The organism is Streptomyces sp. NPDC050418 (genome assembly GCF_044458745.1).
In the GTDB taxonomy this organism is placed as follows: Bacteria; Actinomycetota; Actinomycetes; order Streptomycetales; family Streptomycetaceae; genus Streptomyces.
Map to the genome: position 1 here is coordinate 346,321 of NZ_JBITIG010000001.1, position 23,193 is coordinate 369,513.

Below are 23,193 nucleotides of genomic sequence, written 5' to 3' on the forward strand. Positions count from 1 at the left end.
TGCCTGATCCACCCTGTATGTGCCCGGTGAACATGCCTCACCCGTGGGCCGGTTGTACATGCCGCCAGGTCAAGCGGTGGCACCGGTTCCGTCAGGTGTCGGCGAAGGGGGAGCGCGGAGCAGCACGCAGGGGCGCGACCGGCGCGGTGAGCGCCCTTGGGAGCGTCAGCCCAGGCCCGGCGGCAATGGCAGAGGCAGGCTCGCTCCGGACAGTTCGGAGAGGTCCTGCAGCAGATCGAGCAGCTCGGGCAGCCGGTCGGGGCCTGCCGTTTCCCAGTCGGCCAGCTGCCGGCGGGCCCGCTCGACGAGTTCGGGCGCGATCTCGGCGGCCGTGGGTCCGAGGTGGTTCAGGATGCCCAGGGCGTGGTCGAGGTCGCCGGCGACCATCCGGTCCTGCGTGACCATCGTGTCCAGGGGCATCGCCAGGATCGCCCCGGAGGCCAGGTGGTGCAGAGCGAGGTAGATACCCCATACGGCGGTGCGCTGATCTTCACCCATCGCCCCGCACGCTACCGCGCCGCCCGTGTCCCGGGAATCGGATTGAGCTCAGCACTTGCCGCCCACGCGCCACGGCCCATGAGTCAGCCCTTGCCGCCCGCCGGCGCGTAGGGGGCGCGGCTCAGCGGGCTGACGAGTTCGGTGAGTGCGTGTTCCAGGTCGCGGATGTGGGCGAGCGCGGGCTCCGCAGCGGTGGAGCGATGTGCGGGTGCGGGCACCGCGGTGCGGGTGCCGGGCGGGGGCACGGTGAGGAACTCGACCGCGGACTCGACCCGCCAGCACGCTGCCGCGAGGCGCGCGTCGTGCGAGGCGTCGGGGTCGGCGGCGACCGAGGCCAGTCCGCGGACCTCGCGGGCGCAGTCGTCGAGCAGCGCCAGGACGCGGCGGGCGCGCTCCTTGCGGGCGCGCAGCGGGTTCAAGGGGTGGACCAGGGGCGCGAGGGAGAGCCGTACACGGCCCAGGAGGAGCTCGAGCTCGGCGATGTGGGGCGTCGGGTCGGCGCCCGGTGTCCCGGCGAGACGCGCGACGGCCTGCTCGGTGCACGCGTGGACAGAGCGCAGTGCCCGCTGGATCCAGGAATGGGTCGTCAGATGCGTGGTGACGGGCAGCACGACGACCACCGCGAGGACGGCCCCCAGCGCCCCGGTCCCCGTCTCCACCAGGCGCAGCATCAGCAGGCCGGGGCTCAGCACGCCGAGCAGCCCGTAGAGCAGGGAGACCATCAGCGTGACGGCGAACATCATCCAGGAGTACGACACCGGGGCCGTGTAGAAGATCCCGAAGACGCACGCCGCGACCAGGAGCGCCGTGACCGCCAGGTTTCCGTGGACCGGAATCGCGATCAGCAGCCCGGCGGGGATACCGAGGACCGTGCCGAGGACCCGGCGGAATCCGCGCACCAGCGTTTCGCCGCGCGAGGCGGTGTTGACGAAGATCCACCAGGCAGTGCCGACGGCCCAGTACCAGCGGTCGCCCGAGACGAGCTGGCCGACGATGACCGCGAAGGTGCAGGCGGCGGTGGCCTGGAAGGCCTGACGGGTGGTGGGGCGGGCGAGCCCGTGCCCGTCGAGCGGGGCCGGCGCGGCGGGGGGCGGGGTGCGGCGCTCGATGCACCACAGACCGAAGCGGACCGTCGAGGCGGCGGCGAGCGCCAGGGCCACGGAGGCGTACAGCTCGGGGAGTTGGGCCGGCAGCGCGTGCAGGAACTGCGTGACGAAGAACATCATGAACGCGAAGATCCCGAGCGCGTGCCCGCGCGGACCCCAGCGGCGTGCGTACACCCCGGCGAACACCACGGCCACGAAAGCGGCGTCGCGGGCGACCGGCAGGGCGTGCAGCGAGGCGGCGAGTGCCAGGACCGGGAAGCCGGCCACCGGCAGCAGCGCGGTCGTCACGGCCTGGCGGCGCACGGTCGGGTCGGCGACCGTGAAGAGCGCGAGGAGGGCGGCGAGGCCGCCGGTGATCGAGGCCGTCAGCGAGAACCCGGCGAGTTCGGCGGCCGCCACGGCCAGCGAGACACCCAGCACCGCACGCAACGAGACCCGCAGACGTACCCGTCCCGGATCCGGTGCGACGAACATCCTCTTCACCGTGCTCCGTCACCCCCGTCAGACATGGAAAAGGCGCCGCGGAAGCTCCCGCAGCGCCATCGACCGGACAAGGAAAGCATTCACGGGCCCAGTGGCTCAACTCAGGTCGAAAGTCCTGTGCCATTGGTACAGTCGGAGTTCGTTCCGCACGACCACCGGAGGGCCAATGGCCGTGGATGCGCTCGACGCCAGGATCCTGCGTCTGCTCCTTGAACAACCACGCACCAGCGTCCGGGAGTACGCGCGGATCCTGGGCATCGCGCGCGGCACCCTCCAGGCGCGGCTCGACCGCCTGGAGCGGAACGGGGTGATCACGGGTTCGGGCCCCACGCTCTCGCCCGCGGCGCTCGGCCATCCCGTGCTCGCGTTCGTGCACGTGGAGGTCACCCAGGGGCACCTCGACGAGGTGGGGGACGCGCTGGCGGAGGTCCCGGAGATCATCGAGGCGTTCTCGATCACGGGAGGCGGGGACCTTCTGACCCGCGTGGCGGCGCGCGACAACGCACATCTGGAGGACGTCATCCAGCTCCTGATCCGGCTGCCCGGTGTGGTCCGCACGCGGACGGAGGTGGCGCTGCGGGAGCGGGTGCCGCACCGGGTGCTGCCGCTGGTCGAGAAGGTGGGGCGCGGGGTGTGAGGGCCGGTCGGGGTCCGAAAAGCGGCATCCTTGAGCCATGACCACCTCGCACCCCCCGACCAGCAGCCCGCTCGGCCGTACGGCCGTCGTCTTCGATCTCGACGGCACCCTCGTCGACAGCGAACGCAACTACTTCGAAGCCGGGCGCGAGGTGCTCGCCCGGTACGGCGTGACGCTGACGTGGCAGGAGCACGAGCGGTACATCGGGGTGTCGACGGCCGAGACGCTGCAGATCTGGCAGGACAAGTACGGGATCACCGATCCGCTCGACGAACTCCTCGACGACAAGAACGCGATCTATCTGCGCCTGGCCCGCCGCTCCACGCACGCGTACCCCGAGATGGTGGCGTTCGTGCGGCGGCTGCACGAGGACGGGGTGCCGATGGTCGTCGCCTCCGGTTCCTCGCGCGCCGCGATCGAAGCGATCCTGGCGGGCACGGGCCTCGACGCGTATCTGACGACGGCTGTCTCGGCGGACGAGGTGCCGCTCGGCAAGCCCGAGCCGGACGTGTTCCTGGAGGCGGCCCGCCGCCTCGGCGTCGATCCCGCGGACTGTGTGGTCATGGAGGACGCGGCGCCGGGCGCGGTCGCGGCACACAAGGCCGGGATGCGCTGCATCGCGATTCCGTACGTGGCCTCGACGGCGGACGACGCGGAGTTCGCCACCGCCGGGCTGGTGTTCCGGGGCGGGCAGCGCGAGTTCACGGCGGGGGCAGCCTACGAGTGGTTGCTCTCGACCACGCCGTGACGTCTCACGTCCGTGTGCCGACCGCCACGAACAGCGGGACGGCGACGAACAGCCGGTCGGTCCCGGCCCGCTGACGCTGGTCGGCGAGCCACGCCTCGTACTCCGTCGAGGTGATCGCGCCCGCGTCCCGGGCGGCGGAGGCGAACACGGCGAGCATGGGCAGGGCGGCCGCTCCCGTGAACACGGCCGTGTGCACCTCGACGCCGACCTCGGTGAAGCCCGCCCCGAGCAGCAGCGAGCGGTGGCCGCGCGCGGCGCGCGGGCTGGTGACGAGATCGGCACGGGACCGCACGATCGTGCGGGTCAGGGCCGCGTCTTTGGCGTCGATGACGAACGTGTCCCAGTCCTGGCCGGCCAGCACGGCGCGGCCGCCGGGCACGAGCACACGGCGCGCCTCGGCCAGCGCGTGCCCCGGATCGGCGACCGTGTGGAGCACCTTGTCGGCACGGTAGCCGTCCAAGGTGCCGTCGGCGAAGGGGAGTTCGGCCAGGTCGGCCGCGCGGAGATCGGCCTTCGGATGACGCTCGCGTGCCACGCGCAGCATCTGCGGGTCGAGGTCGATGCCCGTGGCCTCGGCGCCGAGACCGGAGAGTTCACCGACGGCGCGCCCGGGCCCGCAGCCCACGTCGACGACGCGGCGGCCCGGCCCGGCGGCGAGGAGTTCGTACGTACGGGAGCGCAGCCACTGCGCCTCCGGCATGGCGTCGAGGGCGTCGAGCTGGGCGATGAGGTGCGCGATCGGGTCCTGGCCGGATCCCGTCGGGTGAGTGGACATGCACCGCAGACTGCGACTTCATGTCGACATGAAGTCAACCCAGGAGCACCCGCGGACCCGGCGGTCCCTCGGCATCGGCGCCCTCGCCGCGCACTACGGCCTCGCCACCCACGTCCTGCGCCACTGGGAGAGCGTCGGACTGCTCACGCCACGGCGGGACGCCGCGGGCCGTCGGGTGTACGGGGAGCAGGACCTGCTTCGGGTGGGAGCGATCCTGTGCGCCAAGGACGCTGGCCTCTCCCTCGCGGACATCCACACCGTGACGACGGCCCGCGCGGGCGCCGAGCGCCACGCGCTCCTGGCGGCCCGGCGTACCGCGCTGCAGGAGGAGATCGCGCTCCTGACGGCTCAGCTCGCCCTGGTGGAGTGCGGCCTGGACTGCGACCACGAGGATCTGCTCACGTGTCCCACGTTCCAGTCGGTCGTGGCCGAGCGCGCCCGGGCGGGCCGCACGTTCGAGCCGGGGGCTCGGCACCGGAGTTGAGGGCCGGCACCAGGACGGGCGCTAGCGGCGGCTGCGGACTAGCAGGTACAGGAAGTACGGCGTGCCGATCACCGCGGTCATCAGGCCCGCGCCGAGCTGTGCGGGTGCGATGACCGTGCGGCCGATGACGTCGGCCGTGCAGACCAGGATCGCGCCGAGCAGCACCGAGACCGGCAGCACGCGGGCGTGCTGGCGTCCGACAAGGGCGCGGGCGGCGTGCGGGGCGACCAGGCCGACGAAGGCGATGGTGCCGGCCGCGGCCACCGCGGTCGCCGTGAGCAGGACGGCGAGGACGAGGAAGCCGAGGCGGCCCTTGCCGAGGTTGAGCCCGAGCAGCCGCGGGGTGTCCTCGTCGAGGGAGACCAGGTCCAGTTCGGCCCTGCGGGCCACCGAGACGGCCACACCCACCGCTAGTACGACGGCGAGCGGCAGGGTGTCGACGAAGGTCCGGCCGTAGGTGGAGCCCGACAGCCAGGTCAGCGCCTTGGTCGCGTTGAACGGGTCGGTGAGGATGATCATCAGGGTCGTCAGGGCGTAGCCGGCGGTGGCCATGCCGAAGCCGACGAGGACCACCCGGTTCTGCTGGAAGCCGCCCTTGGCCGAGAGCCCGAAGACGATCAGCGCGGTGACCGCGGCACCGGCGAGCGCGGCGGCCGCCACACTCCACGCGCTGGCCAGCGGCACGGTGGTGACGAGCAGGACCGCGCCCACCGCGGCGCCGTTGGAGACGCCCAGGGTGCCGGGTTCGGCGAGCGGGTTGCGGGTCACGGCCTGGATGAGGGTGCCGGCGAGCGCCAGCGCGCCGCCCGCGAGCAGCGCCGCCGTGACGCGCGGCATCCGCGTGTCAAGGACGAACGACGTCGTTTGGCCCGCCCTGCCCTGCACCCAGTTGAGGACGTCTCCGAGCAGCAGCTTGGCGTCGCCGAGCAGGACGGACGCCAGGGTCACACCGACCAGGACGACCACGAGGACCACGGTGGTGGTGACGAACACGGACCGGCTGCGGATGCGCAGCTTGTCGGCCGCGACCGAGCCGCCGCCGTCCTTGACCTTGGCGGCGAGCACGATCAGGCAGACCGCGCCGATGAGGCTGGTGACCACGCCGGTGGGCACCGCGACGGCGGTGTCGGCGGGGACGAGCGCGCGCAGCAGCACATCGGAGCCGAGCACGAGGGCCGCGCCGCTGAGCGCCGAGAACGGCAGGCTCGCGCGCGACTTGTTGAAGGTACGGAAGCGGCGCGCGAGGAACCGTACGAGCGCGGGTGCGCAGAGTCCGACGAAGCCGACGGGACCCGCGAGGGTGACCGCCGCGGTCGAGAGCAGCGCGGCCAGGACCACGGCCGTGATGCGCGTGGAGCGCACCGGGACACCGACGCCCTTCGCGGCGTCGTCGCCGAGCGCGAGGGCGTCGACGCGGCGGCCGAGCAGCAGCAGGCCGACCAGGGCGACGAGCGCGATCGGAAGCATCTGCAGGACGCCGTCGAAGCCGTTCTGCGCGATGCTGCCCTGGTTCCACTCGCGCAGGCCCTCCGTCTCCATCGGGAAGAGCAGCTGCAGCCCTTCGGTGATGGAGGTGAGGCCGAGGGTGAGGGCGGTTCCGCCGAGCACGAGCCGCACCGTTCCGGCACCGAGGCCGGACAGGGCGAGCACGATCGCACCGGCGGCGAGACCGCCGATGAGGGCGATGCCCGACGAGGCGAGCATCGGCAGCGTCAGGCCCGCCGACATGGCGATACCGAGCGCGAAGTACGAACCGGCGTTGACGGCGAGGGTGTCGGGCGAGGCGATCACATTGCGGCTGACGGCCTGCAGGGTGTGACCGGCCATGCCGAGCACGGCGCCGACCAGCAGACCGGCGACCATACGGGGCAGTCGGGAGGCGATGACCACGGAGGCGTCCGTGGCGTCGGCCTGCCCGGTGAGCGCCTTCCAGACTTCGGCGGCGCCCACCTGGGCGGTGCCCTGGGTGATGTCGACGACCGCGAAGGCGGCCACGACAAGGACCAGGAGGGCCGTCACCGCGACCGCACCCGAACGGGACGGTGCAGCCGTCTGCGGACGGGTGGCGGGGGTGGTTGCGGTGACGGCCATCGGTTACTTGGTCAGCGCCTTCACGAGGCCGTCGACGTACGCGCCCATGGACTCGGGGCCGCCGAACATCCAGATGCCGTCGTCGAGACGGTGCACGTTGTCCTTCTTCACGAAGGGCAGCGAGGTCCACACCTTGTCCTTGGCGAGGATGCCGGTGAACGGGGTGGAGGACTTGTCGTCCTTGTTGCCGATGTAGGCGAAGTGGACGTCCTCGGGCAGCTTGGTGAGGCCCTCGACGTCGGTCTTGCCGAGGCCGTACGCCTCGTCGCCCTTGACGGTCCAGGCGTTCTTCAGACCGAGCTTCTCGTTGACGCCACCGATCAGCGAACCGCTGGTGAAGGGGCGGATCGAGGCCTGGTTGGAGACGACGTAGCCGTCGGCGAACGCGACGTTCGCACCGGCGAGGTCGGCGTCGGCGAGGGCCTTCTTGCCCTCCTCGATCTTCGCCTCGAAGTCCTTCTTGAGGTCGTCGGCCTTGTCGGTGGTGCCGGTCGCCTGGGCGAGCAGGTCCAGGTTCTTCGTCATCTGGCCGACCGGGTCCGCGGCGTCGGCGGGCTTGATCGTGATGACCGTGCCGACCTCCTTGAGCTGCTTGATGGCAGCCTCGGGCAGGTCGGTGGTGGCGACGATCAGGTCGGGCGAGAGCGCGGCGACGGAGTCCATGCTGGGCTCGCCGCGGGTGCCGATGTCCTTGGGGCTGCCGGTCAGCGGGACGGCCTGGTCCCACTGCTTGTAGCCCTTGATGTCGGAGACACCCGTCGGGGAGACACCGAGCGAGACGAGCGACTCGACGACATTCCACTCGGTGGCGATGACCTTCTTGGCCGGCCCGTCGAGCTTCACCTTCGCGCCGGTGCCGTCGGTCAGGGTGATGGCCTCGGACGACTTCTTGTCGCCCTTCTTGTCCGCGGCGGGCTCGGTGGTACCGCAGGCGGACAGAGTGAGAGCCGCTGCCGTGGTGACGGCCGCGGCGAGCAGAATGCGCCTCATGACTGGGTGGAGAGCCTTTCGCTTCGCGAGTGGTGACGGCCTATCGCGCGGGTGCGCAGCAGACCGGTGAGGGGGTCGGTGTCGACCTCGATACGGATGCCGTAGGTCTCGGTCAGCCGTTCGGCGGTCAGGACGTCCTCGGGGTCGCCGTCGGCGATCACCCGGCCCGCGCTGAGCAGCACGATCCGGTCGCCGACCGACGCGGCCTGGTCGAGGTCGTGCAGGACGGCGCCGACGGCGATGCCGTGGCCGTCCGCCAGGTCGCGGATGAGGTCGAGGAGTTCGACCTGGTAACGCAGGTCGAGGTGGTTGGTGGGTTCGTCGAGGAGCAGGACGCCGGTCTCCTGGGCGAGACAGCCGGCGAGCCAGACCCGCTGCAGCTGACCGCCGGAGAGGTGTTCGACGCCGCGCTCGGCGAGCTCGGCCATGTCGGTCATGGCGAGCGCGCGGTCCACGGCGTCCTTGCCGCCGGGATCGGTCTTGCCCCAGCGGCTGCGGTACGGATAGCGGCCGAACTCGACGACGTCGCGCACGGTCAGACCGCTGGGCGTGGGCCGCCCCTGCGTGAGCAGGGCGACGCTGCGGGCGAACTCGCGCGGGCTCAGGGCGAGCCCGTCGGTGTCCGCGTCCAGCGTGAGGGTCGCGGTACGGGGTCGCTGCAGCCGCGCGATCGTGCGCAGCAGCGTCGACTTGCCGCTGCCGTTCGGGCCGACGAGCACGGTGACCTCGCCGGGGCGCAGCGTCATCGCCGCGTCGTGGACGACATCGACGCCGTCGTAGGCCACGGTGACACCCGTGGCCGACAGCTCGTGTCCGCGGGGACGCCGGGCCGCGGAGCTCTCTTCAACAACTCGCACGCCGGAAGGTTAGCCTAACCTTAGGGTTCCGCCATACGGGGGTGCGCGGCGCGATGGCCTCGGTGCGGTCTCCGTATGGACACCCGGGAGCCTCCGCGCACAATGGAGCTCATGTCCGATGCCTTCACGAGCCGCGTCCTGCAGTTGTCCACCGGCACCGCGGAGCGGGTCGTGGACCTCACCCGCGACTGCGAGGCGTTCCTCAGAGAGGTCGCGTCCGGCCGCGACGGACTGCTCAACATCTTCGTGCCGCACGCCACGGCCGGGATCGCCGTCATCGAGACGGGCGCGGGCAGCGACGACGACCTGCTCGCCGCGCTGCGCACGCTGCTCCCCGCCGACGACCGCTGGCAGCACGCCCACGGCTCCCCCGGCCACGGCCGCGACCACGTCCTTCCGGGGCTCGTGGCGCCGCACGCGACGCTGCCGGTCATCGAGGGCAGCCTGGAGCTGGGGACCTGGCAGTCCGTGTGCCTCGTGGACACGAACGTCGACAACCCGCGACGGCAGGTACGCCTGAGTTTTCTCGGCTGAGCGCCCGCCCTCCGGGAAGAACCACCGCACCCCCTTGGTTAGTGGAAACATGAACAACTTCGGGGTGCGAGAGATCGACGTGGTCGTCATCGGTGCCGGACAGGCCGGACTGTCCGCCGCCTACCACCTGCGGCGCACCGGTCTGGAGCCGGACCGCGACTTCGTCGTCCTCGACCACGCACCCCGCCCGGGCGGGGCCTGGCAGTTCCGCTGGCCGACGCTCACGTACGGCCGCGTGCACGGGATGCACGCGCTGCCGGGCATGGAGCTGACCGGCGCCGATGACACGCGTCCGTCCTCCGAGGTGATCGGCGAGTACTTCACCGCGTACGAGGAGGCCTTCGACCTGCGCGTGCACCGCCCCGTGGACGTCACCGCGGTACGCGAGGGCCAGGACGGCCGGCTGCTCGTCGAGAGCTCCGAGGGCACCTACGCCACGCGCGCGCTGATCAGCGCGACCGGCACCTGGGACCGCCCGTTCTGGCCGCGCTACACGGGCCAGGAGACCTTCCGCGGGCGGCAGTTGCACACCGCGCAGTACGCGGGGCCGCAGGAGTTCGCCGGACAGCACGTCATCGTCGTCGGCGCAGGCGCCTCGGGCACCCAGCACCTCCTGGAGATCGCTCCGTACGCGGCCGCGACCACGTGGGTCACCCGCCGTGAACCGGTGTTCCGCGAGGGCCCGTTCGGCGAGGAGGAGGGGCGGGCCGCCGTCGCCCTCGTCGAGGACCGGGTGCGCCAGGGGCTGCCGCCGCGCAGCGTCGTCTCGGTGACCGGGCTGCCGCTCAACGACGCGATCCGGCAGGGCATCGCGGACGGCGTGCTCGACCGGCAGCCGATGTTCGACCGGATCACCCCGGACGGGGTGGCCTGGGCGGACGGCCGTACCGTCGAGGCCGACGTGATCCTGTGGGCGACCGGCTTCCGCCCGGTCATCGACCATCTCGCACCGCTGCGGCTGCGCGAGACCGGCGGCGGCATCCGTCTCGACGGCACGCGTGTGGCCCGCGACCCACGGATCCACCTGGTGGGCTACGGGCCTTCGGCGAGCACGATCGGCGCGAACCGTGCAGGACGTGCGGCGGTCACGGAGATCCGGCGGCTGCTTGCGCGGCAGCCGGCGACGGTGTCCGTCTCCTGAGCGGTCGCATCCAGAGTGGCCGTCTCCTGAGCCGCCGCCTCAACTCGTGTTCACCGAACCGTTTTTCGCCTGGCCTTGCTTCTGCGCCTTCCGCAGCTCGTTGAACTCCGCGACATTGCGCTGGTGTTCGCTGTATTCCGCCGTGAAGCGCGTGTCGCCCGGCTTCACCGTGACGAAGTACAACCAGTCCCCCTGCGGCGGGTCGAGCGCCGCCGCGAGCGCGTCATCGCCCGGGTTGGCGATGGGGGTCGGCGGCAGACCCGTTTTCGCGTACGTGTTGTACGGACTGGAGATGCGGGTGTCGGAGTTGGAGGTGTCCACCGTCGAGCGGTTCAGGGCGTAGTTGATGGTCGAGTCCATCTGCAGCGGCATCCCGAGGTTCATCCGGTTGTAGACGACCCGGGCCACCTTGCCCATGTCCTTCGGTGTCTCCGCCTCGGCCTGCGCGATGCTCGCGATCGTGACCGCCTGGTAGACGGAGACGGCATGGTTCTCGGCGGCGCTCTTGACCTTCTTGACGCCGAAACGCTGGTTCGCCGTGTCGACCATGTACGCGAGGACGGAGGCCGGGGTCGCGTCCTTGCCGAGCGGATACGTGGCGGGGAAGAGGTAGCCCTCCGGGTTGCCTGCCGCCTCGCCGGGGAGCTTGAGTCCGATGGTGTGCGCGGACTTCTTGGCCGTGCCGGGCGCGGCCTCCAGCGCCTTGTCGATCGCGTCGTACACCTGGGCGGTCCGCCAGCCCTCGGGCACCAGGAGGGTCGCGGCCCGGGCCGGTTCGGACGCCTGCCGGGCCAGCAGGGCGGGGACACCGGCCGCGGCGCCGGCGAGCAGGGCCGCGGTCACGGCGAGTGCGGCCTTGCCTCTGCGGGTGAGACGGATCCTGCCGTGGCGTTCGTTGCGCATGCGGGCACGCTAACCCCGACTGGGGGATAAATCCGACATTCAGCGCGGTGCCGTACCTCTTACGCCACCGGTTACGCCACCGGCGCGAGGCGCTTGCCGGTCCCGGCGTCGTCCGGCGCCGCCGTGGTCGGAGCATCCCGTGCGTCGCGGCGGACCAGTGCGGCGTAGCGTCCGTTCCGCTCCAGGAGTGCGGTGTGCGTGCCGCGTTCGGCGACCCGGCCGCCGTCGAGGACGACGATCTCGTCGGCGCCGCGCACGGTGGACAGACGGTGGGCGATGGTGATCGTGGTGCGGTTCGCGGAGAGCGCGTCGATGGCCTGTTGCACCGCGTGTTCGGTGCGGGTGTCGAGCGCGCTGGTGGCCTCGTCGAGGATCAGGACCGGCGGGTCGCGCAGGATGGTGCGCGCGATGGCCAGGCGCTGCTTCTCGCCGCCGGAGAACCGGTGGCCGCGCTCGCCGACGACGGTGTCGTAGCCGTCGGGCAGCGACGCGATGTGCTCATGGATCTGGGCCGCGGCGGCCGCCTCGTACAGCTCCTCGTCGGTGGCGTCGGGCTTGGCGAAGCGCAGGTTGTCGGCGACGGAGGCGTGGAAGAGGTACGTCTCTTGGGAGACGACACCGACCGTGTCGGCGAGGGTGTCGAAGGCGAGGTCGCGCACGTCCACGCCGTCGATGGTGACCCGGCCGCCGGTGACGTCGTACAGCCGTGGCACGAGCGAGCTGAGCGTGGACTTGCCGGAGCCGGTGGGGCCGACGACGGCGAGCGAGGCGCCCGCGGGGACGGTCACGTCGATGCCGTCGAGGATCGGCCCGGACTCGGCGTCGTAGCGGAACTCGACGTTCTCGAACCGGACTTCGCCCTTGACCCGGCCCAGGCGGACGGGCTCGGCGGGCTCCTGGATGTCGACGGACAGGTCGAGGTACTCGAAGATCCGCTGGAACAGCGCGAGGGAGGTCTGGATCTGCACGCCGGTCGACAGGAGGCTGACCGTCGGGCGGAACAGGCCCTGCTGCAGCGTCACGAAGGCGACGAGGGTACCGATCGAGACGGCCGGACCGCCGACGTGCTGGGCGAGGCCCGCGGCCCAGTAGAGCAGTGCGGGCAGGGCGGCCATGACGATGCCGATCGTCGACATCCGCCAGCGGCCCGCCATGCTGGCGCGCACTTCGAGGTCGATCAGCTTCTCGGACTCGTCCGAGAAGCTCTGCGTGAGGGAGTCGGAGCGGCCCATGGTGCGGCCGAGCAGGATGCCGCTGACGGAGAGCGACTCGGTGACGGTCGCGGCCATGGCGGCCATCTGCTTCTGGCGCTTGGTGGTGATCTTCTTGCGCTCGTTGCCGACCTTGCGGCTGATCATCACGAAGACGGGCAGCAGGAGCAGGGAGACGAGGGTGAGCCGCCAGTCGAGGGCGAGCATGGCGACGACGGTGGCGACGACGCTGGTGAAGTTCTGCACGAGGGACGTGGCGGTCGAGGTGACCGTGGCCTGCATCCCGCCGATGTCGTTGGCGATGCGCGACTGCACCTCGCCGGTGCGGGTCCGCGTGAAGAAGGCCAGGGACATCTGCTGCAGCCTGCCGTAGACGGCGGTGCGCAGGTCGTGCATGACGCGCTGGCCGACGGTGGTGGAGATCAGGGTCTGCAGGACGCCGAAGACGCCGCTGACGACGGCCGCGAGGATCATGCCGAGGGCGAGCAGGCTGAGCAGCCCGGTGCGGCCCTGGGGGATCGCGGTGTCGAGGACTTCCTTGAGCAGGAACGGTGTCGCGACGGAGACCAGCGACGAGGCGGCCACGAGCACGGCGACGACGGCGAGCCGTCCCCGGTAGGGCCGGAAGAGACGGGCGATACGGCGCAGCTCACGCGGCTTGTCCGGATCGCGGGGCGGGGCGGACCAGGTCCGTTCGAGGTCGGTGTGGCCGGGCTTCATAGGCCTCCTAAGGGCGGGGGTAAGGACATCACCCGAGGAGCATAGCTCATTGTTACCTATATTCACAATGAGCGGTGTCCTGATACGCTCGCGGCATGACCCACCAGGCCATGGACCGCGACGACGGCCCGACCGTCTCCGCGGCCGACCGCGACGGACTCCTCGCCGAACAGCTCCTCCGGCTCACCCGGCGGATGCACCGCATCAACAAACAGCTCCTCCAGGAGTCGGGCCTCGGGATCACCCCGGCCCAGTCCCGCCTCCTGCGCGCCCTCGCGCACTACGACGAGCCACCGCGGATGGCCGACCTCGCGGCCCGTATGGAGGTCGTGCCGCGGGCGGTGACCACGCTGGTCGACGGCCTCGAAGGCAGCGGCTGCGTCCGGCGCGCACCCGATCCGGACAACCGCCGGGTGATCCGGATCGAGCTCACCGACAGCGGCCGGGCGGCGCTGCGCACGCTGCGCGACGCGCGCCGCCGGGCGGCACAGGACATCCTGGCTCCATTGACCGCCGAGCAGCGCGAGGTGTTCGGTGGTCTCCTCTCCGCCCTGGTGGACGAGCCCGGGCGGCACTGACCGCGCGCCGGTGCGCCGGACGCGGCCGTACGCGAGTCAGCCGACCGACGCCGAGGAGCGCGCCATGCCCCTGCTGGAGCCCAACCCCGACGCCCTGCGCCCGCGCCTGGCCCGGGGCGGACCCTCACCCGACCGGGTGCAGGACGGGCAGGCGGGCGGCACACCCGAACCGCTGCGCGCCGAGCTGACCGCGCTGCTCGGCGCCGACAAGGTGCTGTGGAACATCTCCGACCTGGTGCGCTACGCCTCCGACGCGAGCCCCTACCGGTTCGTGCCGCAGGTCGTGGTGGTCGCCGAGGACATCGACGATGTGTCGGCGGTGCTCTCGTACGCCCACGGCAAGGGCCGGCAGGTGGTGTTCCGCGCGGCGGGCACCTCGCTGAACGGGCAGGCGCAGGGCGAGGACATCCTGGTCGACGTGCGCAAGCACTGGGCCGGGATCGAGGTGCTCGACGACGGGGCGCGGGCACGGATCCGGCCGGGCACCACGGTCATGCGCGCCAACGTGACGCTCGCACGGCACGGGCGGGTGCTCGGGCCCGACCCGGCGAGCGCCATCGCGTGCACGCTCGGCGGCGTCGTCGCCAACAACGCGTCGGGCATGACGGCCGGGACCACGCGCAACTCGTACCGCACACTCGCCTCGCTCACTTTCGTCCTGCCGTCCGGCACGGTCGTGGACACCGCCGAGGCCGATGCCGACGACCGGCTCGCGCACGCCGAACCGGCGCTCTGCGAGGGCCTCTTGGAGATCAAGCGGGAGATCGAGGCGGACCCGGAGCTCGTACGGCGGATCCGAGCCAAGTACGAGATCAAGAACACCAACGGCTACCGGCTCGACGCCTTCCTCGACGGTGCGACGCCGGTGGAGATCCTGCGCGGTCTGATGGTGGGCTCCGAGGGCACGTTCGGGTTCATCGCCGAGACCGTCTTCGACACGCTGCCCCTGGACCGTCAGGTCTCCTCGGCGCTGTTGTTCTTCCCTTCGCTGCGCGACGCGGCGGCCGCGGTGCCGCTCTTCAACGAGGCGGGGGCGCTCGCCGTCGAGCTCATGGACGGCAACACGCTGCGGGCCTCGGTGAGCGTGCAGGGCGTACCGCAGGACTGGGCGGAGCTGCCGAAGGAGACCACGGCGCTGCTCGTGGAGTTCCGGGCGCCCGACGAGGACCGCCTCGCCGAGTTCGAGAAGGCCGCGGCCCTGGTGCTGGAACGGCTCGAACTGGTCAAGCCGGTGGCCTCGGTGACCAACGCGTTCACGCGGGACGCGGGCACCATCGCGGGGTACTGGAAGGCGCGCAAGGCGTTCGTGACCGCCGTGGGCGGCTCACGGCCGTCCGGTACGACGCTGATCACCGAGGACTTCGCGGTGCCGCCGTCCCAGCTGGCCGACGCCTGCTCGGCCCTGCTCGACCTCCAGACACGGCACGGCTTCGACGCGGCGGTCGCCGGGCACGCGGCGCACGGCAATCTGCACTTCCTGCTCGCCTTCGACGCGGCGAAGCCCGCGGACGTCGAGCGGTACGCGGCGTTCATGGACGACTTCTGCCGGCTGACCGTCGAACGCTTCGACGGCTCGCTCAAGGCCGAGCACGCCACAGGCCGCAACATCGCCCCGTTCCTGGAGCTGGAGTGGGGCGAGCGGGCCACCGCGCTGATGTGGCGCACCAAGCAGGTCATCGACCCGGACGGCGTGCTCGCCCCGCGCATCGTCCTCGACCGCGACCCCAAGGCCCATCTGCGCGGCCTCAAGACGATCCCGAAGGTCGAGGAGATCGCGGACCCGTGCATCGAGTGCGGCTTCTGCGAACCGACCTGCCCCAGCCACGACTTGACCACCACACCACGCCAACGCATCGTGCTGCGCCGCGAGATGATGCGCCAGTCGCCCGGCTCCCCCGTCGAGGAAGGTCTCGTCGAGGCGTACGGATACGACGCCGTGGACACCTGCGCCGGTGACTCGACCTGCAAGCTGGCCTGCCCCGTCGGCATCGACACCGGCATGATGATGAAGGCCTTCCGGCACGAGCGGCACTCGCCGCGCGAGGAGCGGGTCGCCGCGCTCGCCGCCAAGAACTTCAAGGTCGTCGAGACCTCGGCGCGACTCGCGGTGGCCGCCGCCGACAAGATCAGCGACCGGCTGCTCACCGCCGTCACACGTGCCGCGCGCAAGGCCGTTCGGCCGGATCTCGTCCCCGAGTGGCTGCCGGAGGTCCCGGGTGCCGCCGCCCGCAGACTTCCGTCGACGTCCCGCAGCGGAGCGAGCGCCGTCTACTACCCGGCCTGTGTGAACCGGATCTTCGGCGGGCCCGAGGGCCGCCGCGGTCCCTCGCTCGCACAGTCCGTCGTCGCCGTGTCGGCGCGCGCCGGAAAGCCGGTGTGGATTCCGCCGGATGTGGCCGGAACCTGCTGTGCGACCATCTGGCACTCCAAGGGCTACGACGACGGCAACGCGGTGATGGCCAACCGGATCGTCGAAGCGGCCTGGGGCTGGACGGCCGGCGGGAAGCTGCCGCTCGTCGTCGACGCGTCCTCCTGCACCCTCGGCATCGCGCACGAGGTCGTGCCCTATCTCACGGATACCAACCGGGAGTTGCACGCCGAGCTGTCCATCGTGGACTCGCTGGTATGGGCGGCCGACGAGCTGCTGCCGCACCTCACCGTGCACCGCAAGATCGGCTCCGCGGTCGTCCATCCCACGTGTTCCATGCGGCACTTGGGCGACGACGGGATGCTGCGGACCGTGGCGGAGGCCTGCGCCGAGGAGGTCGTCGTGCCGGACGACGCGGGGTGCTGCGCCTTCGCCGGAGACCGCGGCATGCTGCACAAGGAGCTCACCGAGTCGGCCACCGCACGCGAGGCTGCCATGGTGACCTCGCGCGCCTTCGACGCTCATCTGTCGGCCAACCGGATGTGCGAGGTCGGCATGGACCACGCCACCGGACGCTCGTACTACTCGGTCCTCATGGAACTGGAACGCGCCACCCGGCCAACTGGCTGATTCACAGCGGCCCTTCGACCGCCCCGGCCCCGCACCAAGGGACCGGGGCGGTCTGCTGTGCCGCAGCGAGCACGCGCGTGCTCGGATCTGCACGGCGCGACCGACTCCCCTGCTCAAACGGACGTGATCGCACCTTCTGGCCGTCTGATCGTGCAGCGTAAGGGAACAGACATTACTTGACACTCCGTCATGTATGGGTCCGTCAGTGGCCCTTATCTGTCCAAGTAGGTATCCGAGAAGTCCAACTCTCCGAACACTTCCGCCTCTTGCGCCACGGAGTTCCCCGCGGCGAGGGTGGCTGGCGCCGTTGCTCCATCCATCCCCGCCTTACCGACGGAGGTCCGATGCACGACGAGAACCGCACCCCCACACCCGACGAGTCCACCGACGGCCTGTCCCGCCGTTCCGCGCTGCGCGCCGCGGGCCTCGCCGGCGCGGCGGGCATCGGGCTTGGCGCGATGGGCGCCCCCGCCGCGCACGCGGACACCCCGGCCGCCGCCTCGGCCGCCTCCACCGCCGCGGCGCAGGGCCGGCCCGGGCGGACCATGGTCAACGTGCCCTTCGAAGGACGCGGCACCGTGCGGGTCGGCATCATCGGCCTGGGCAACCGCGGCGGCAGCATGATCGACCTCTTCCTGGCGATCCCCGGAGTGCAGGTCGTCGCGATCTGCGACCCGGTCAAGGAGAAGATCGAGAGAGCCGCGAAGAAGGTCACGGACGCGGGACAGCCCGCGCCCGGCATGTACGCCAAGGGTGACAACGATTTCGAGAACCTCTGCAAGCGCGCGGACCTGGACTTCGTGTACGTGGCGACGCCCTGGGACTGGCACTTCGAGATGGCGAAGACCGCCATGCTCAACGGCAAGCACGTGGGCGTCGAGTGCCCGATCGCGATGGAGCTCGGGCAGCTGTGGGAGCTGGTGAACCTCTCCGAGCGCACCCGCCGCCACTGCATGCAGCTGGAGAACTGCTGCTACGGCAAGAACGAGATGCGTGTCCTGCGCATGGCCCACGCCGGCCTCTTCGGCGACCTGCTGCACGGCGCCGGCGCGTACAACCACGACCTGCGCGGCCTGATGTTCGACCCGGACTACTACGAGGGCCCGTGGCGCCGCCTGTGGCACACGCGGCTGCGCGGCGACCTGTACCCGAACCACGGCTTCGGCCCGGTCTCCAACTACATGGACATCAACCGCGGCGACCGCGTCACCCACATCTCCAGCTTCGGCACCCCCGCGCTCGGTCTCGCCGAGTACCGCAAGGCCCACATGCCCGCCGGCGACCCGAGCTGGAAGGAGACGTACATCGAGTCGGACCGCACCATCAGCCTGGTGCAGACCGAGAAGGGCCGCGTCATCCGCCTCGAACACGACGTGTCCACACCGCACCCGTACAGCCGGATCAACAGCCTCGGCGGCACGAAGGGCGTCTTCGAGGACTACCCGGCACGGATCTACCTGGAGCCCGACCACAGCGACGACGCCTGGCACAACTTCGGCGACTACGCGAACTGGGACCACTGGCTGTGGAAGGAGCACTCCAACCCGCCGGGCGGCCACGGCGGCATGGACTACATCATGATCTTCCGGCTGATGCAGTGCATGCAGCTGGGGATCGTGCCGGACTTCGACGTGTACGACGCGGCGACCTGGACCGCGCCCGTACCGCTCAGCCACCTGTCGATCAAGGCCAAGGGCGAGCCACAGGAGATCCCGGACTTCACGCGCGGTGAGTGGCGCAAGAAGCGCTCGGGCGTCGACTCGGAGAAGCCGTCCGCGTAGCCGACGGCGTCACGGTGCCGCCCTGTTCCGGCAGGGCGGCATCTGCACGTCCGCGGCCGGTCAGGACTCCAGGCGGTCCCGGTCGCCCATCACGATCACCGGATGCCGCGCCGGATCCAGCGTGCGCAGCAGATACTCCATGCCTTGCTTCGACAGACTCACACAGCCCGACGTCCCGCTGCCGTGGTCCATGTGCAGCCAGATCGAGCCGCCCTTCGACTGGCCCTCGGGACGCGTCGGATCGTTGGGCGAGGTGCCCTTGACACGGTTGTAGTCGATGGCGATGACGAGGTCGAAGTCGTTCCAGTGGGTCTTCGGCCAGTACCGCGGCGCCGCGAAGCCCGAGGACCGGGTGTACGGGAGCTTCGCACCGGGGTCGGCGAGGACACCGCCGGCGTCGGTGAGGGTGAAGACACCGACCGGGCTGCGCTTGTCGCCCTCGTGATGGTCGGCGGTCCAGCCCTTCTTGCCGTTGTGCGCGCTCCAGGTGCGGTCGCGGTCCCAGGTCGCCCCGTGCTTGGAGAACAGCGCGACCTCGGACTGCGCGGAGTCCTCCCCCTTGCCGTACACCGCGACCACCTGACGGGAATCCCCCGGGATCTGCTTCTGCAGGCGGTCGCCCACGCCCGGGATGCGCTCGAGGTTCTCGGTCGGTGAGGCACTCGGCTTCTCCGGGGCCTTCGCCCGACGGTCGTGCCGGTCGCCGCCGCCCTGGTCCGCTCCCCCGCCGCAGGAGGAGAGCGTCACCGCCAGAGCGGTGACGACGAACACGGAACGCAGCGTGCCGGATATGCGCATGCGCTCCATGCTCGCACGGAGGTGGTGGCGGCCGGGGATCGGTCCCGGCGAAGGCGGACGGGATGCGCGGGCCCGGCGCGGAAGGTGGGCGGGTGGGCCCCGGAGGGCATCGCGGCGGCGTCCGGAAAGTGCGGTCTCGACCGGAAAACCGTTTGCCCCGGCCCCGGTCCGACGGAGAACCTTGCACGTTCCCACTTCCGCCCCGCGGGCCCACCCGGGCCTTTCTCCATCCGCCCGTCGAGCTCTGGACATCATGCAGATCAGTGACCTCCCGTATACCGATCCGGGTGTGCCCGACGCACGCACCGGATCCCGATTCCTGCTGTGGCTGGGGCGGAACCAGTTGGGCGGCCAGCTGCGGTCGTTCGCCTGGGGACTGCTGCACTTCTCGTCCGTGATGGCGCTGCCGTTCGCGGTCGGGTACGCCGTGCAGGCGGTCGTCGACCGCTCCGGCGGGCGGCTGGCCCTCGCGGGCATCTTCCTCGCCCTGACCGGCGTGACCATCGCGCTCGGCGACACGATGCTGCACCGCACCGCCGTGACCAACTGGATCACCGCGGCGGCCCGCGTCCAGCAACTGCTCGCCCGCAAGACCGCGGAGCTCGGTTCGGCGCTGACGCGGCGCGTGGCGGCCGGCGAAGTCGTTGCGGTGTCCACGGGCGACGTCGAGAAGATCGGCTGGTTCGTGGAGGCGCTCTCCCGCTTCCTGGCGGCCGCCATGACCGTCGTCCTCGTCTGTGTCGCGCTCGCCGTGTACCAGCCCGCGCTGGCCCTGGTCGTCGTGATCGGCGTCCCCGTGCTCGCGCTCGGCGTGCTGCCGCTGCTGCCGAAGGCCACCCAACTGGCCGACGTACAGCGCGAGAAGGCGGGCAAGGCCACCGAACTGGCCGCCGACACCGTGGCCGGGCTGCGGGTGCTGCGCGGCATCGGCGGCGAGGAGCTGTTCCTCACGCGGTACCGCGAGGCCTCGCAGGAGGTGCGGCGCGCGGCGGTGCGCAGCGCGCGGATGTGGGCGTGGATCAGCGCCGTGCAGATCCTGCTGCCGGGGCTGCTGCTCGTCGGCATCGTCTGGTACGGGATCGGGCTGGTCCGCGACGGCCGGATCCAGGTCGGCGAACTCGTCGCCGTGTACAGCGCGGTGATGCTCCTGACCTACCCGCTCCGGCACTTCGAGGAGATCGCCATGGCGTACTCCTTCTCGCGCCCCTCGGCCCGCCGCGCCGCCCGCGTCCTGGGCATCCAGCGGACCACGGAAGGCAGCGGCACGGTGCCGGACGAGGTGCCGCAGGGCGATCTGTACGACCCGGTGACCGGGCTGCTCGCGCCCTCGGGGCGGTTCACGGCCGTGGTGTGCGGCGACCCGGACGAGGCCGGACGCCTCGCCGAACGGCTCGGCGGGCACCCGGCATTGGACGAACCCGTGGCCTCGGTGCGGCTCGGCGGGACACCGCTGGACGAACTGCCACTGGAGACGGCGCGCGCCGCGGTCCTCGTGCAGGACAAGGATCCGGTGCTGCTCTCCGGCACGCTCAGCGAGCTGCTCGACGTACCGGCCTCCGGGAAGGTCACACCCGAGGAAGCACTGGACGCGGCCGAGTGCGGCGATGTGCTCGACGCGCTCGCCCAGGCCGCCCTCGACGACGACCCGATGCAGGCGCCGATCACCGAGCGCGGCCGCTCCCTGTCCGGCGGACAGCGCCAACGCCTCGCGCTGGCCCGTTCGCTGGTGACCGACCCGGAGGTCCTCGTCCTCGACGAGCCGACCTCGGCGGTCGACTCGCATACGGAGGCCCGGATCGCCGACGGACTGCGCACGCTCCGCGCGGGCCGCACGACCGTGGTGCTCACCTCGTCGCCGCTGCTGCTCGACCGGGCCGAGCGGGTCGTCCTGGTGCACGAGGGCGAGGTGGCGGCGGCCGGCCTCCACCACGACCTGGTGCACAGCGAGCCCCGCTACCGCGCGATCGTCACGCGCGAGACCGAGGAGGAGCAGGCGCTGCGGGACGACGGCGACGAGCGCGCCTTCGCTGAAGGCAGCTATCAACACGCTTACGAAACGGAGGAGTCGGCATGATCGGCGTAGCGCCGCCTGCCTATGACCCGGCGGCACCGCGCAGCGCCACCACCCTGCCGGTGGGCTCGGCCGCGACCGTGCGCGCATACGTGCGCGAACTGCTGCGCCGCCACCGGCGGGCCTTCACGGTGCTCATCACCGTGAACACGGTCGCCGTGGTCGCCTCGCTCGTCGGGCCCACCCTGCTCGGCTCGCTCATCGAGCGGGCCTCCGACGGCGCGCAGGAGCTCCATCTGGAGCGCACGATGGCCCTGTTCGTGATCGCGCTCATCGCCCAGGCCTTCTTCGTACGGCTCGTGCGGCTGCGCGGGGCGATGCTCGGCGAGCGGATGCTGGCCGATCTGCGCGAGGACTTCCTCGTACGGTCCGTGGGACTGCCGCCCGGCGTCCTCGAACGCGCCGGTACCGGGGACCTGCTGTCGCGGATCACCACCGACATCGACCGGCTCGCGAACGCGATGCGGGAAGCCGTGCCGCAACTGACCATCGGGGTGGTGTGGGTGGTGCTGCTGCTCGGCGGCCTAGCCGTCACCGCGCCGCCGCTCGCGCCGGCCGTCCTGATCGCGCTGCCGCTGCTCGTGGCGGGCTGCCGCTGGTACTTCAAGCGGGCGCCGTCGGCCTACCGCTCGGAGGCCGCGGGGTACGCGGCCGTCGCCGCCTCCCTGGCGGAGACCGTGGACGCGGGCCGTACCGTCGAGGCACACCGGCTCGGCGCGGAGCGGATCGCGCTGTCGGACCGGCGGGTGTGGGAGTGGACGCGCTGGGAGCGGTACACGCTCTTCCTGCGGTCGGTCCTCTTCCCGATCGTCAACCTCACGCATACGACGGTGCTTGCCTCGACGCTGCTCGTCGGCGGCGTGTTCGTGCTGCAGGGCTGGATCGACGTCGGCCAGATGACGACCGGCGCGCTCATCGCGCAGATGATGGTCGAGCCGGTCGGGATGATCCTGCGCTGGTACGACGAGTTGCAGGTCGCACAGGTGTCGCTGGGCCGGCTCGTCGGCGTGCGGGACATCGAACCGGGCGCCGGTGACGAGTCCGTACGTCCTGACGGCCGGCACGTCGAGGCCGCTGATGTGCACTTCGGGTACCGGGCCGGGGTGGACGTGCTGCGTGAGGTGTCGCTCGGGGTGAGCCCCGGGTCGCGCGTGGCGCTGGTCGGTCCTTCGGGAGCGGGCAAATCCACGCTCGGGCGGCTGCTCGCCGGGATCTACGCCCCGCGCACGGGGCAGGTGACGCTCGGCGCGGCGGAGCTGTCGCGGATGACGGCGGAGCGGGTGCGCGAGCATGTGGCCCTGGTCAACCAGGAGCACCACGTGTTCGTCGGCTCGCTCCGCGACAACCTGCGCCTCGCCCGGTCGGGGGCCTCGGACGCCGAGCTGTGGGCCTCCCTCGGGGCGGTCGACGCGGACGGGTGGGCCCGTTCGCTGAGCGACGGGCTCGACACGGAGGTGGGCTCGGGCGGGTTCGCGCTCACGCCCGCGCAGGCGCAGCAGATCGCGCTCGCGCGGCTTGTGCTCGCGGATCCGCACACGCTGGTGCTCGACGAGGCGACGTCACTGCTCGACCCTCGGGCCGCGCGGCACCTGGAGCGGTCCCTGGCGAAGGTCCTCGACGGGCGGACCGTCGTGGCCATCGCGCACCGGCTGCACACGGCGCACGATGCGGATGTGATCGCTGTGGTGGAGCGTGGGCGGATCAGTGAGCTCGGGAGCCATGAGGAGTTGGTGGCTGCGGGTGGGGCTTATGCGGCGCTTTGGCGGTCTTGGCATGGGTAGTGGGGTGC

19 protein-coding genes are annotated in these 23,193 nt (G+C 71.4%); 10 read left to right on the forward strand and 9 right to left on the reverse strand.

Annotated features, from left to right (window positions below; translation table 11 throughout):
* Positions 1–165: 165 nt before the first annotated feature.
* Positions 166–498 carry a hypothetical protein gene (locus ACIBI4_RS01660; protein WP_399201506.1) on the reverse strand — a complete coding sequence of 111 codons (333 nt, stop codon included), beginning with the start codon at positions 496–498 and terminating at the stop codon, positions 166–168.
* A gap of 83 nt (positions 499–581) precedes the next feature.
* On the reverse strand, positions 582–2,078 hold the full coding sequence (locus tag ACIBI4_RS01665) for an FUSC family protein (protein WP_399201507.1): 1,497 nt from the start codon (positions 2,076–2,078) through the stop codon (positions 582–584).
* 175 nt (positions 2,079–2,253) lie between these two features.
* On the opposite strand from ACIBI4_RS01665, the gene ACIBI4_RS01670 reads away from it, so the two are divergent.
* Positions 2,254–2,724, forward strand: coding sequence for an Lrp/AsnC family transcriptional regulator (locus ACIBI4_RS01670; RefSeq protein WP_399201508.1), 471 nt, complete (start codon positions 2,254–2,256; stop codon positions 2,722–2,724).
* Between the two features lie 37 nt (positions 2,725–2,761).
* Positions 2,762–3,472, forward strand: coding sequence for an HAD family hydrolase (locus ACIBI4_RS01675; protein ID WP_399201509.1), 711 nt, complete (start codon positions 2,762–2,764; stop codon positions 3,470–3,472).
* Between the two features lie 4 nt (positions 3,473–3,476).
* Here ACIBI4_RS01675 and ACIBI4_RS01680 read toward each other — a convergent pair whose 3' ends face one another.
* The gene (locus ACIBI4_RS01680; RefSeq protein ID WP_399201510.1) at positions 3,477–4,247 is read right to left on the reverse strand and encodes a methyltransferase domain-containing protein; all 771 of its coding nucleotides are present in this window, start codon (positions 4,245–4,247) and stop codon (positions 3,477–3,479) included.
* Positions 4,248–4,275: 28 nt separating this feature from the next.
* On the opposite strand from ACIBI4_RS01680, the gene ACIBI4_RS01685 reads away from it, so the two are divergent.
* Entirely contained in the window at positions 4,276–4,731 is a 456-nt protein-coding gene (locus ACIBI4_RS01685) for a MerR family transcriptional regulator (RefSeq protein WP_399201511.1), read from the forward strand.
* Between the two features lie 21 nt (positions 4,732–4,752).
* On the opposite strand, the gene ACIBI4_RS01690 is transcribed toward ACIBI4_RS01685, so the two are convergent.
* Genes ACIBI4_RS01690 through ACIBI4_RS01700 form a run of 3 tightly spaced genes read right to left on the reverse strand, consistent with a single transcriptional unit; the run spans position 4,753 to position 8,669 of the window.
* Positions 4,753–6,822: an iron ABC transporter permease gene (locus ACIBI4_RS01690; RefSeq protein WP_399201512.1), complete on the reverse strand. Its 2,070-nt coding sequence runs from the start codon at positions 6,820–6,822 to the stop codon at positions 4,753–4,755.
* Between the two features lie 3 nt (positions 6,823–6,825).
* Entirely contained in the window at positions 6,826–7,812 is a 987-nt protein-coding gene (locus tag ACIBI4_RS01695) for an ABC transporter substrate-binding protein (RefSeq protein ID WP_399201513.1), read from the reverse strand.
* Positions 7,809–8,669 carry an ABC transporter ATP-binding protein gene (locus ACIBI4_RS01700; RefSeq protein WP_399201514.1) on the reverse strand — a complete coding sequence of 287 codons (861 nt, stop codon included), beginning with the start codon at positions 8,667–8,669 and terminating at the stop codon, positions 7,809–7,811. The genes ACIBI4_RS01695 and ACIBI4_RS01700 overlap by 4 nt, the downstream gene beginning before the upstream one ends.
* Before the next feature lie 111 nt (positions 8,670–8,780).
* Between ACIBI4_RS01700 and ACIBI4_RS01705 the strand changes: the two genes are divergently transcribed.
* Positions 8,781–9,203: a secondary thiamine-phosphate synthase enzyme YjbQ gene (locus tag ACIBI4_RS01705; RefSeq protein WP_399201515.1), complete on the forward strand. Its 423-nt coding sequence runs from the start codon at positions 8,781–8,783 to the stop codon at positions 9,201–9,203.
* Positions 9,204–9,252: 49 nt separating this feature from the next.
* Positions 9,253–10,344 (forward strand): NAD(P)-binding domain-containing protein, encoded by a 1,092-nt coding sequence (locus ACIBI4_RS01710; protein WP_399201516.1) that lies wholly within the window; start codon positions 9,253–9,255, stop codon positions 10,342–10,344.
* Positions 10,345–10,383: 39 nt separating this feature from the next.
* Here the strand turns inward: ACIBI4_RS01710 and mltG are convergent, their stop codons facing one another.
* Both mltG and ACIBI4_RS01720 read right to left on the reverse strand, forming a co-directional pair.
* Positions 10,384–11,247 (reverse strand): endolytic transglycosylase MltG, encoded by an 864-nt coding sequence (mltG, locus tag ACIBI4_RS01715; protein ID WP_399201518.1) that lies wholly within the window; start codon positions 11,245–11,247, stop codon positions 10,384–10,386.
* A 71-nt stretch (positions 11,248–11,318) separates the two neighbouring features.
* Positions 11,319–13,178 carry an ABC transporter ATP-binding protein gene (locus tag ACIBI4_RS01720; protein ID WP_399201519.1) on the reverse strand — a complete coding sequence of 620 codons (1,860 nt, stop codon included), beginning with the start codon at positions 13,176–13,178 and terminating at the stop codon, positions 11,319–11,321.
* 95 nt (positions 13,179–13,273) lie between these two features.
* On the opposite strand from ACIBI4_RS01720, the gene ACIBI4_RS01725 reads away from it, so the two are divergent.
* The 3 genes from ACIBI4_RS01725 (at position 13,274) to ACIBI4_RS01735 (ending at position 18,535) form a co-directional block, all read left to right on the forward strand.
* A complete protein-coding gene (locus ACIBI4_RS01725; protein WP_399201520.1) occupies positions 13,274–13,756 on the forward strand; it encodes a MarR family winged helix-turn-helix transcriptional regulator in 483 nt (160 codons plus the stop codon).
* A gap of 64 nt (positions 13,757–13,820) precedes the next feature.
* Positions 13,821–16,754, forward strand: a complete 2,934-nt coding sequence (locus ACIBI4_RS01730; RefSeq protein WP_399201521.1) for an FAD-binding and (Fe-S)-binding domain-containing protein — start codon at positions 13,821–13,823, stop codon at positions 16,752–16,754.
* Between the two features lie 344 nt (positions 16,755–17,098).
* Complete coding sequence (locus ACIBI4_RS01735) at positions 17,099–18,535, forward strand: Gfo/Idh/MocA family protein (protein WP_399201522.1); 1,437 nt, start codon at positions 17,099–17,101, stop codon at positions 18,533–18,535.
* Positions 18,536–18,595: 60 nt separating this feature from the next.
* Here the strand turns inward: ACIBI4_RS01735 and ACIBI4_RS01740 are convergent, their stop codons facing one another.
* On the reverse strand, positions 18,596–19,333 hold the full coding sequence (locus ACIBI4_RS01740) for a L,D-transpeptidase family protein (RefSeq protein ID WP_399201523.1): 738 nt from the start codon (positions 19,331–19,333) through the stop codon (positions 18,596–18,598).
* Positions 19,334–19,586: 253 nt separating this feature from the next.
* On the opposite strand from ACIBI4_RS01740, the gene ACIBI4_RS01745 reads away from it, so the two are divergent.
* A complete protein-coding gene (locus tag ACIBI4_RS01745) occupies positions 19,587–21,407 on the forward strand; it encodes an ABC transporter transmembrane domain-containing protein (protein ID WP_399201524.1) in 1,821 nt (606 codons plus the stop codon).
* Complete coding sequence (locus tag ACIBI4_RS01750) at positions 21,404–23,185, forward strand: ABC transporter ATP-binding protein (RefSeq protein ID WP_399201525.1); 1,782 nt, start codon at positions 21,404–21,406, stop codon at positions 23,183–23,185. The genes ACIBI4_RS01745 and ACIBI4_RS01750 overlap by 4 nt, the downstream gene beginning before the upstream one ends.
* Positions 23,186–23,193: the final 8 nt, after the last annotated feature.

What these genes read in the sequence shown, in the direction of transcription:
- ACIBI4_RS01665 (WP_399201507.1), bottom strand. Translation starts at nt 2,078, where the DNA reads ATGTTCGTCGCACCGGATCCGGGACGGGTACGTCTGCGGGTCTCGTTG.
- ACIBI4_RS01720 (WP_399201519.1), bottom strand. Translation starts at nt 13,178, where the DNA reads ATGAAGCCCGGCCACACCGACCTCGAACGGACCTGGTCCGCCCCGCCC.
- ACIBI4_RS01735 (WP_399201522.1), top strand. Translation starts at nt 17,099, where the DNA reads ATGCACGACGAGAACCGCACCCCCACACCCGACGAGTCCACCGACGGC.
- ACIBI4_RS01675 (WP_399201509.1), top strand. Translation starts at nt 2,762, where the DNA reads ATGACCACCTCGCACCCCCCGACCAGCAGCCCGCTCGGCCGTACGGCC.
- ACIBI4_RS01685 (WP_399201511.1), top strand. Translation starts at nt 4,276, where the DNA reads ATGAAGTCAACCCAGGAGCACCCGCGGACCCGGCGGTCCCTCGGCATC.
- ACIBI4_RS01730 (WP_399201521.1), top strand. Translation starts at nt 13,821, where the DNA reads ATGCCCCTGCTGGAGCCCAACCCCGACGCCCTGCGCCCGCGCCTGGCC.
- ACIBI4_RS01690 (WP_399201512.1), bottom strand. Translation starts at nt 6,822, where the DNA reads ATGGCCGTCACCGCAACCACCCCCGCCACCCGTCCGCAGACGGCTGCA.
- ACIBI4_RS01680 (WP_399201510.1), bottom strand. Translation starts at nt 4,247, where the DNA reads ATGTCCACTCACCCGACGGGATCCGGCCAGGACCCGATCGCGCACCTC.
- ACIBI4_RS01670 (WP_399201508.1), top strand. Translation starts at nt 2,254, where the DNA reads ATGGCCGTGGATGCGCTCGACGCCAGGATCCTGCGTCTGCTCCTTGAA.
- ACIBI4_RS01725 (WP_399201520.1), top strand. Translation starts at nt 13,274, where the DNA reads ATGACCCACCAGGCCATGGACCGCGACGACGGCCCGACCGTCTCCGCG.
- ACIBI4_RS01745 (WP_399201524.1), top strand. Translation starts at nt 19,587, where the DNA reads ATGCAGATCAGTGACCTCCCGTATACCGATCCGGGTGTGCCCGACGCA.
- ACIBI4_RS01710 (WP_399201516.1), top strand. Translation starts at nt 9,253, where the DNA reads ATGAACAACTTCGGGGTGCGAGAGATCGACGTGGTCGTCATCGGTGCC.
- mltG (WP_399201518.1), bottom strand. Translation starts at nt 11,247, where the DNA reads ATGCGCAACGAACGCCACGGCAGGATCCGTCTCACCCGCAGAGGCAAG.
- ACIBI4_RS01695 (WP_399201513.1), bottom strand. Translation starts at nt 7,812, where the DNA reads ATGAGGCGCATTCTGCTCGCCGCGGCCGTCACCACGGCAGCGGCTCTC.
- ACIBI4_RS01750 (WP_399201525.1), top strand. Translation starts at nt 21,404, where the DNA reads ATGATCGGCGTAGCGCCGCCTGCCTATGACCCGGCGGCACCGCGCAGC.
- ACIBI4_RS01740 (WP_399201523.1), bottom strand. Translation starts at nt 19,333, where the DNA reads ATGCGCATATCCGGCACGCTGCGTTCCGTGTTCGTCGTCACCGCTCTG.
- ACIBI4_RS01705 (WP_399201515.1), top strand. Translation starts at nt 8,781, where the DNA reads ATGTCCGATGCCTTCACGAGCCGCGTCCTGCAGTTGTCCACCGGCACC.
- ACIBI4_RS01660 (WP_399201506.1), bottom strand. Translation starts at nt 498, where the DNA reads ATGGGTGAAGATCAGCGCACCGCCGTATGGGGTATCTACCTCGCTCTG.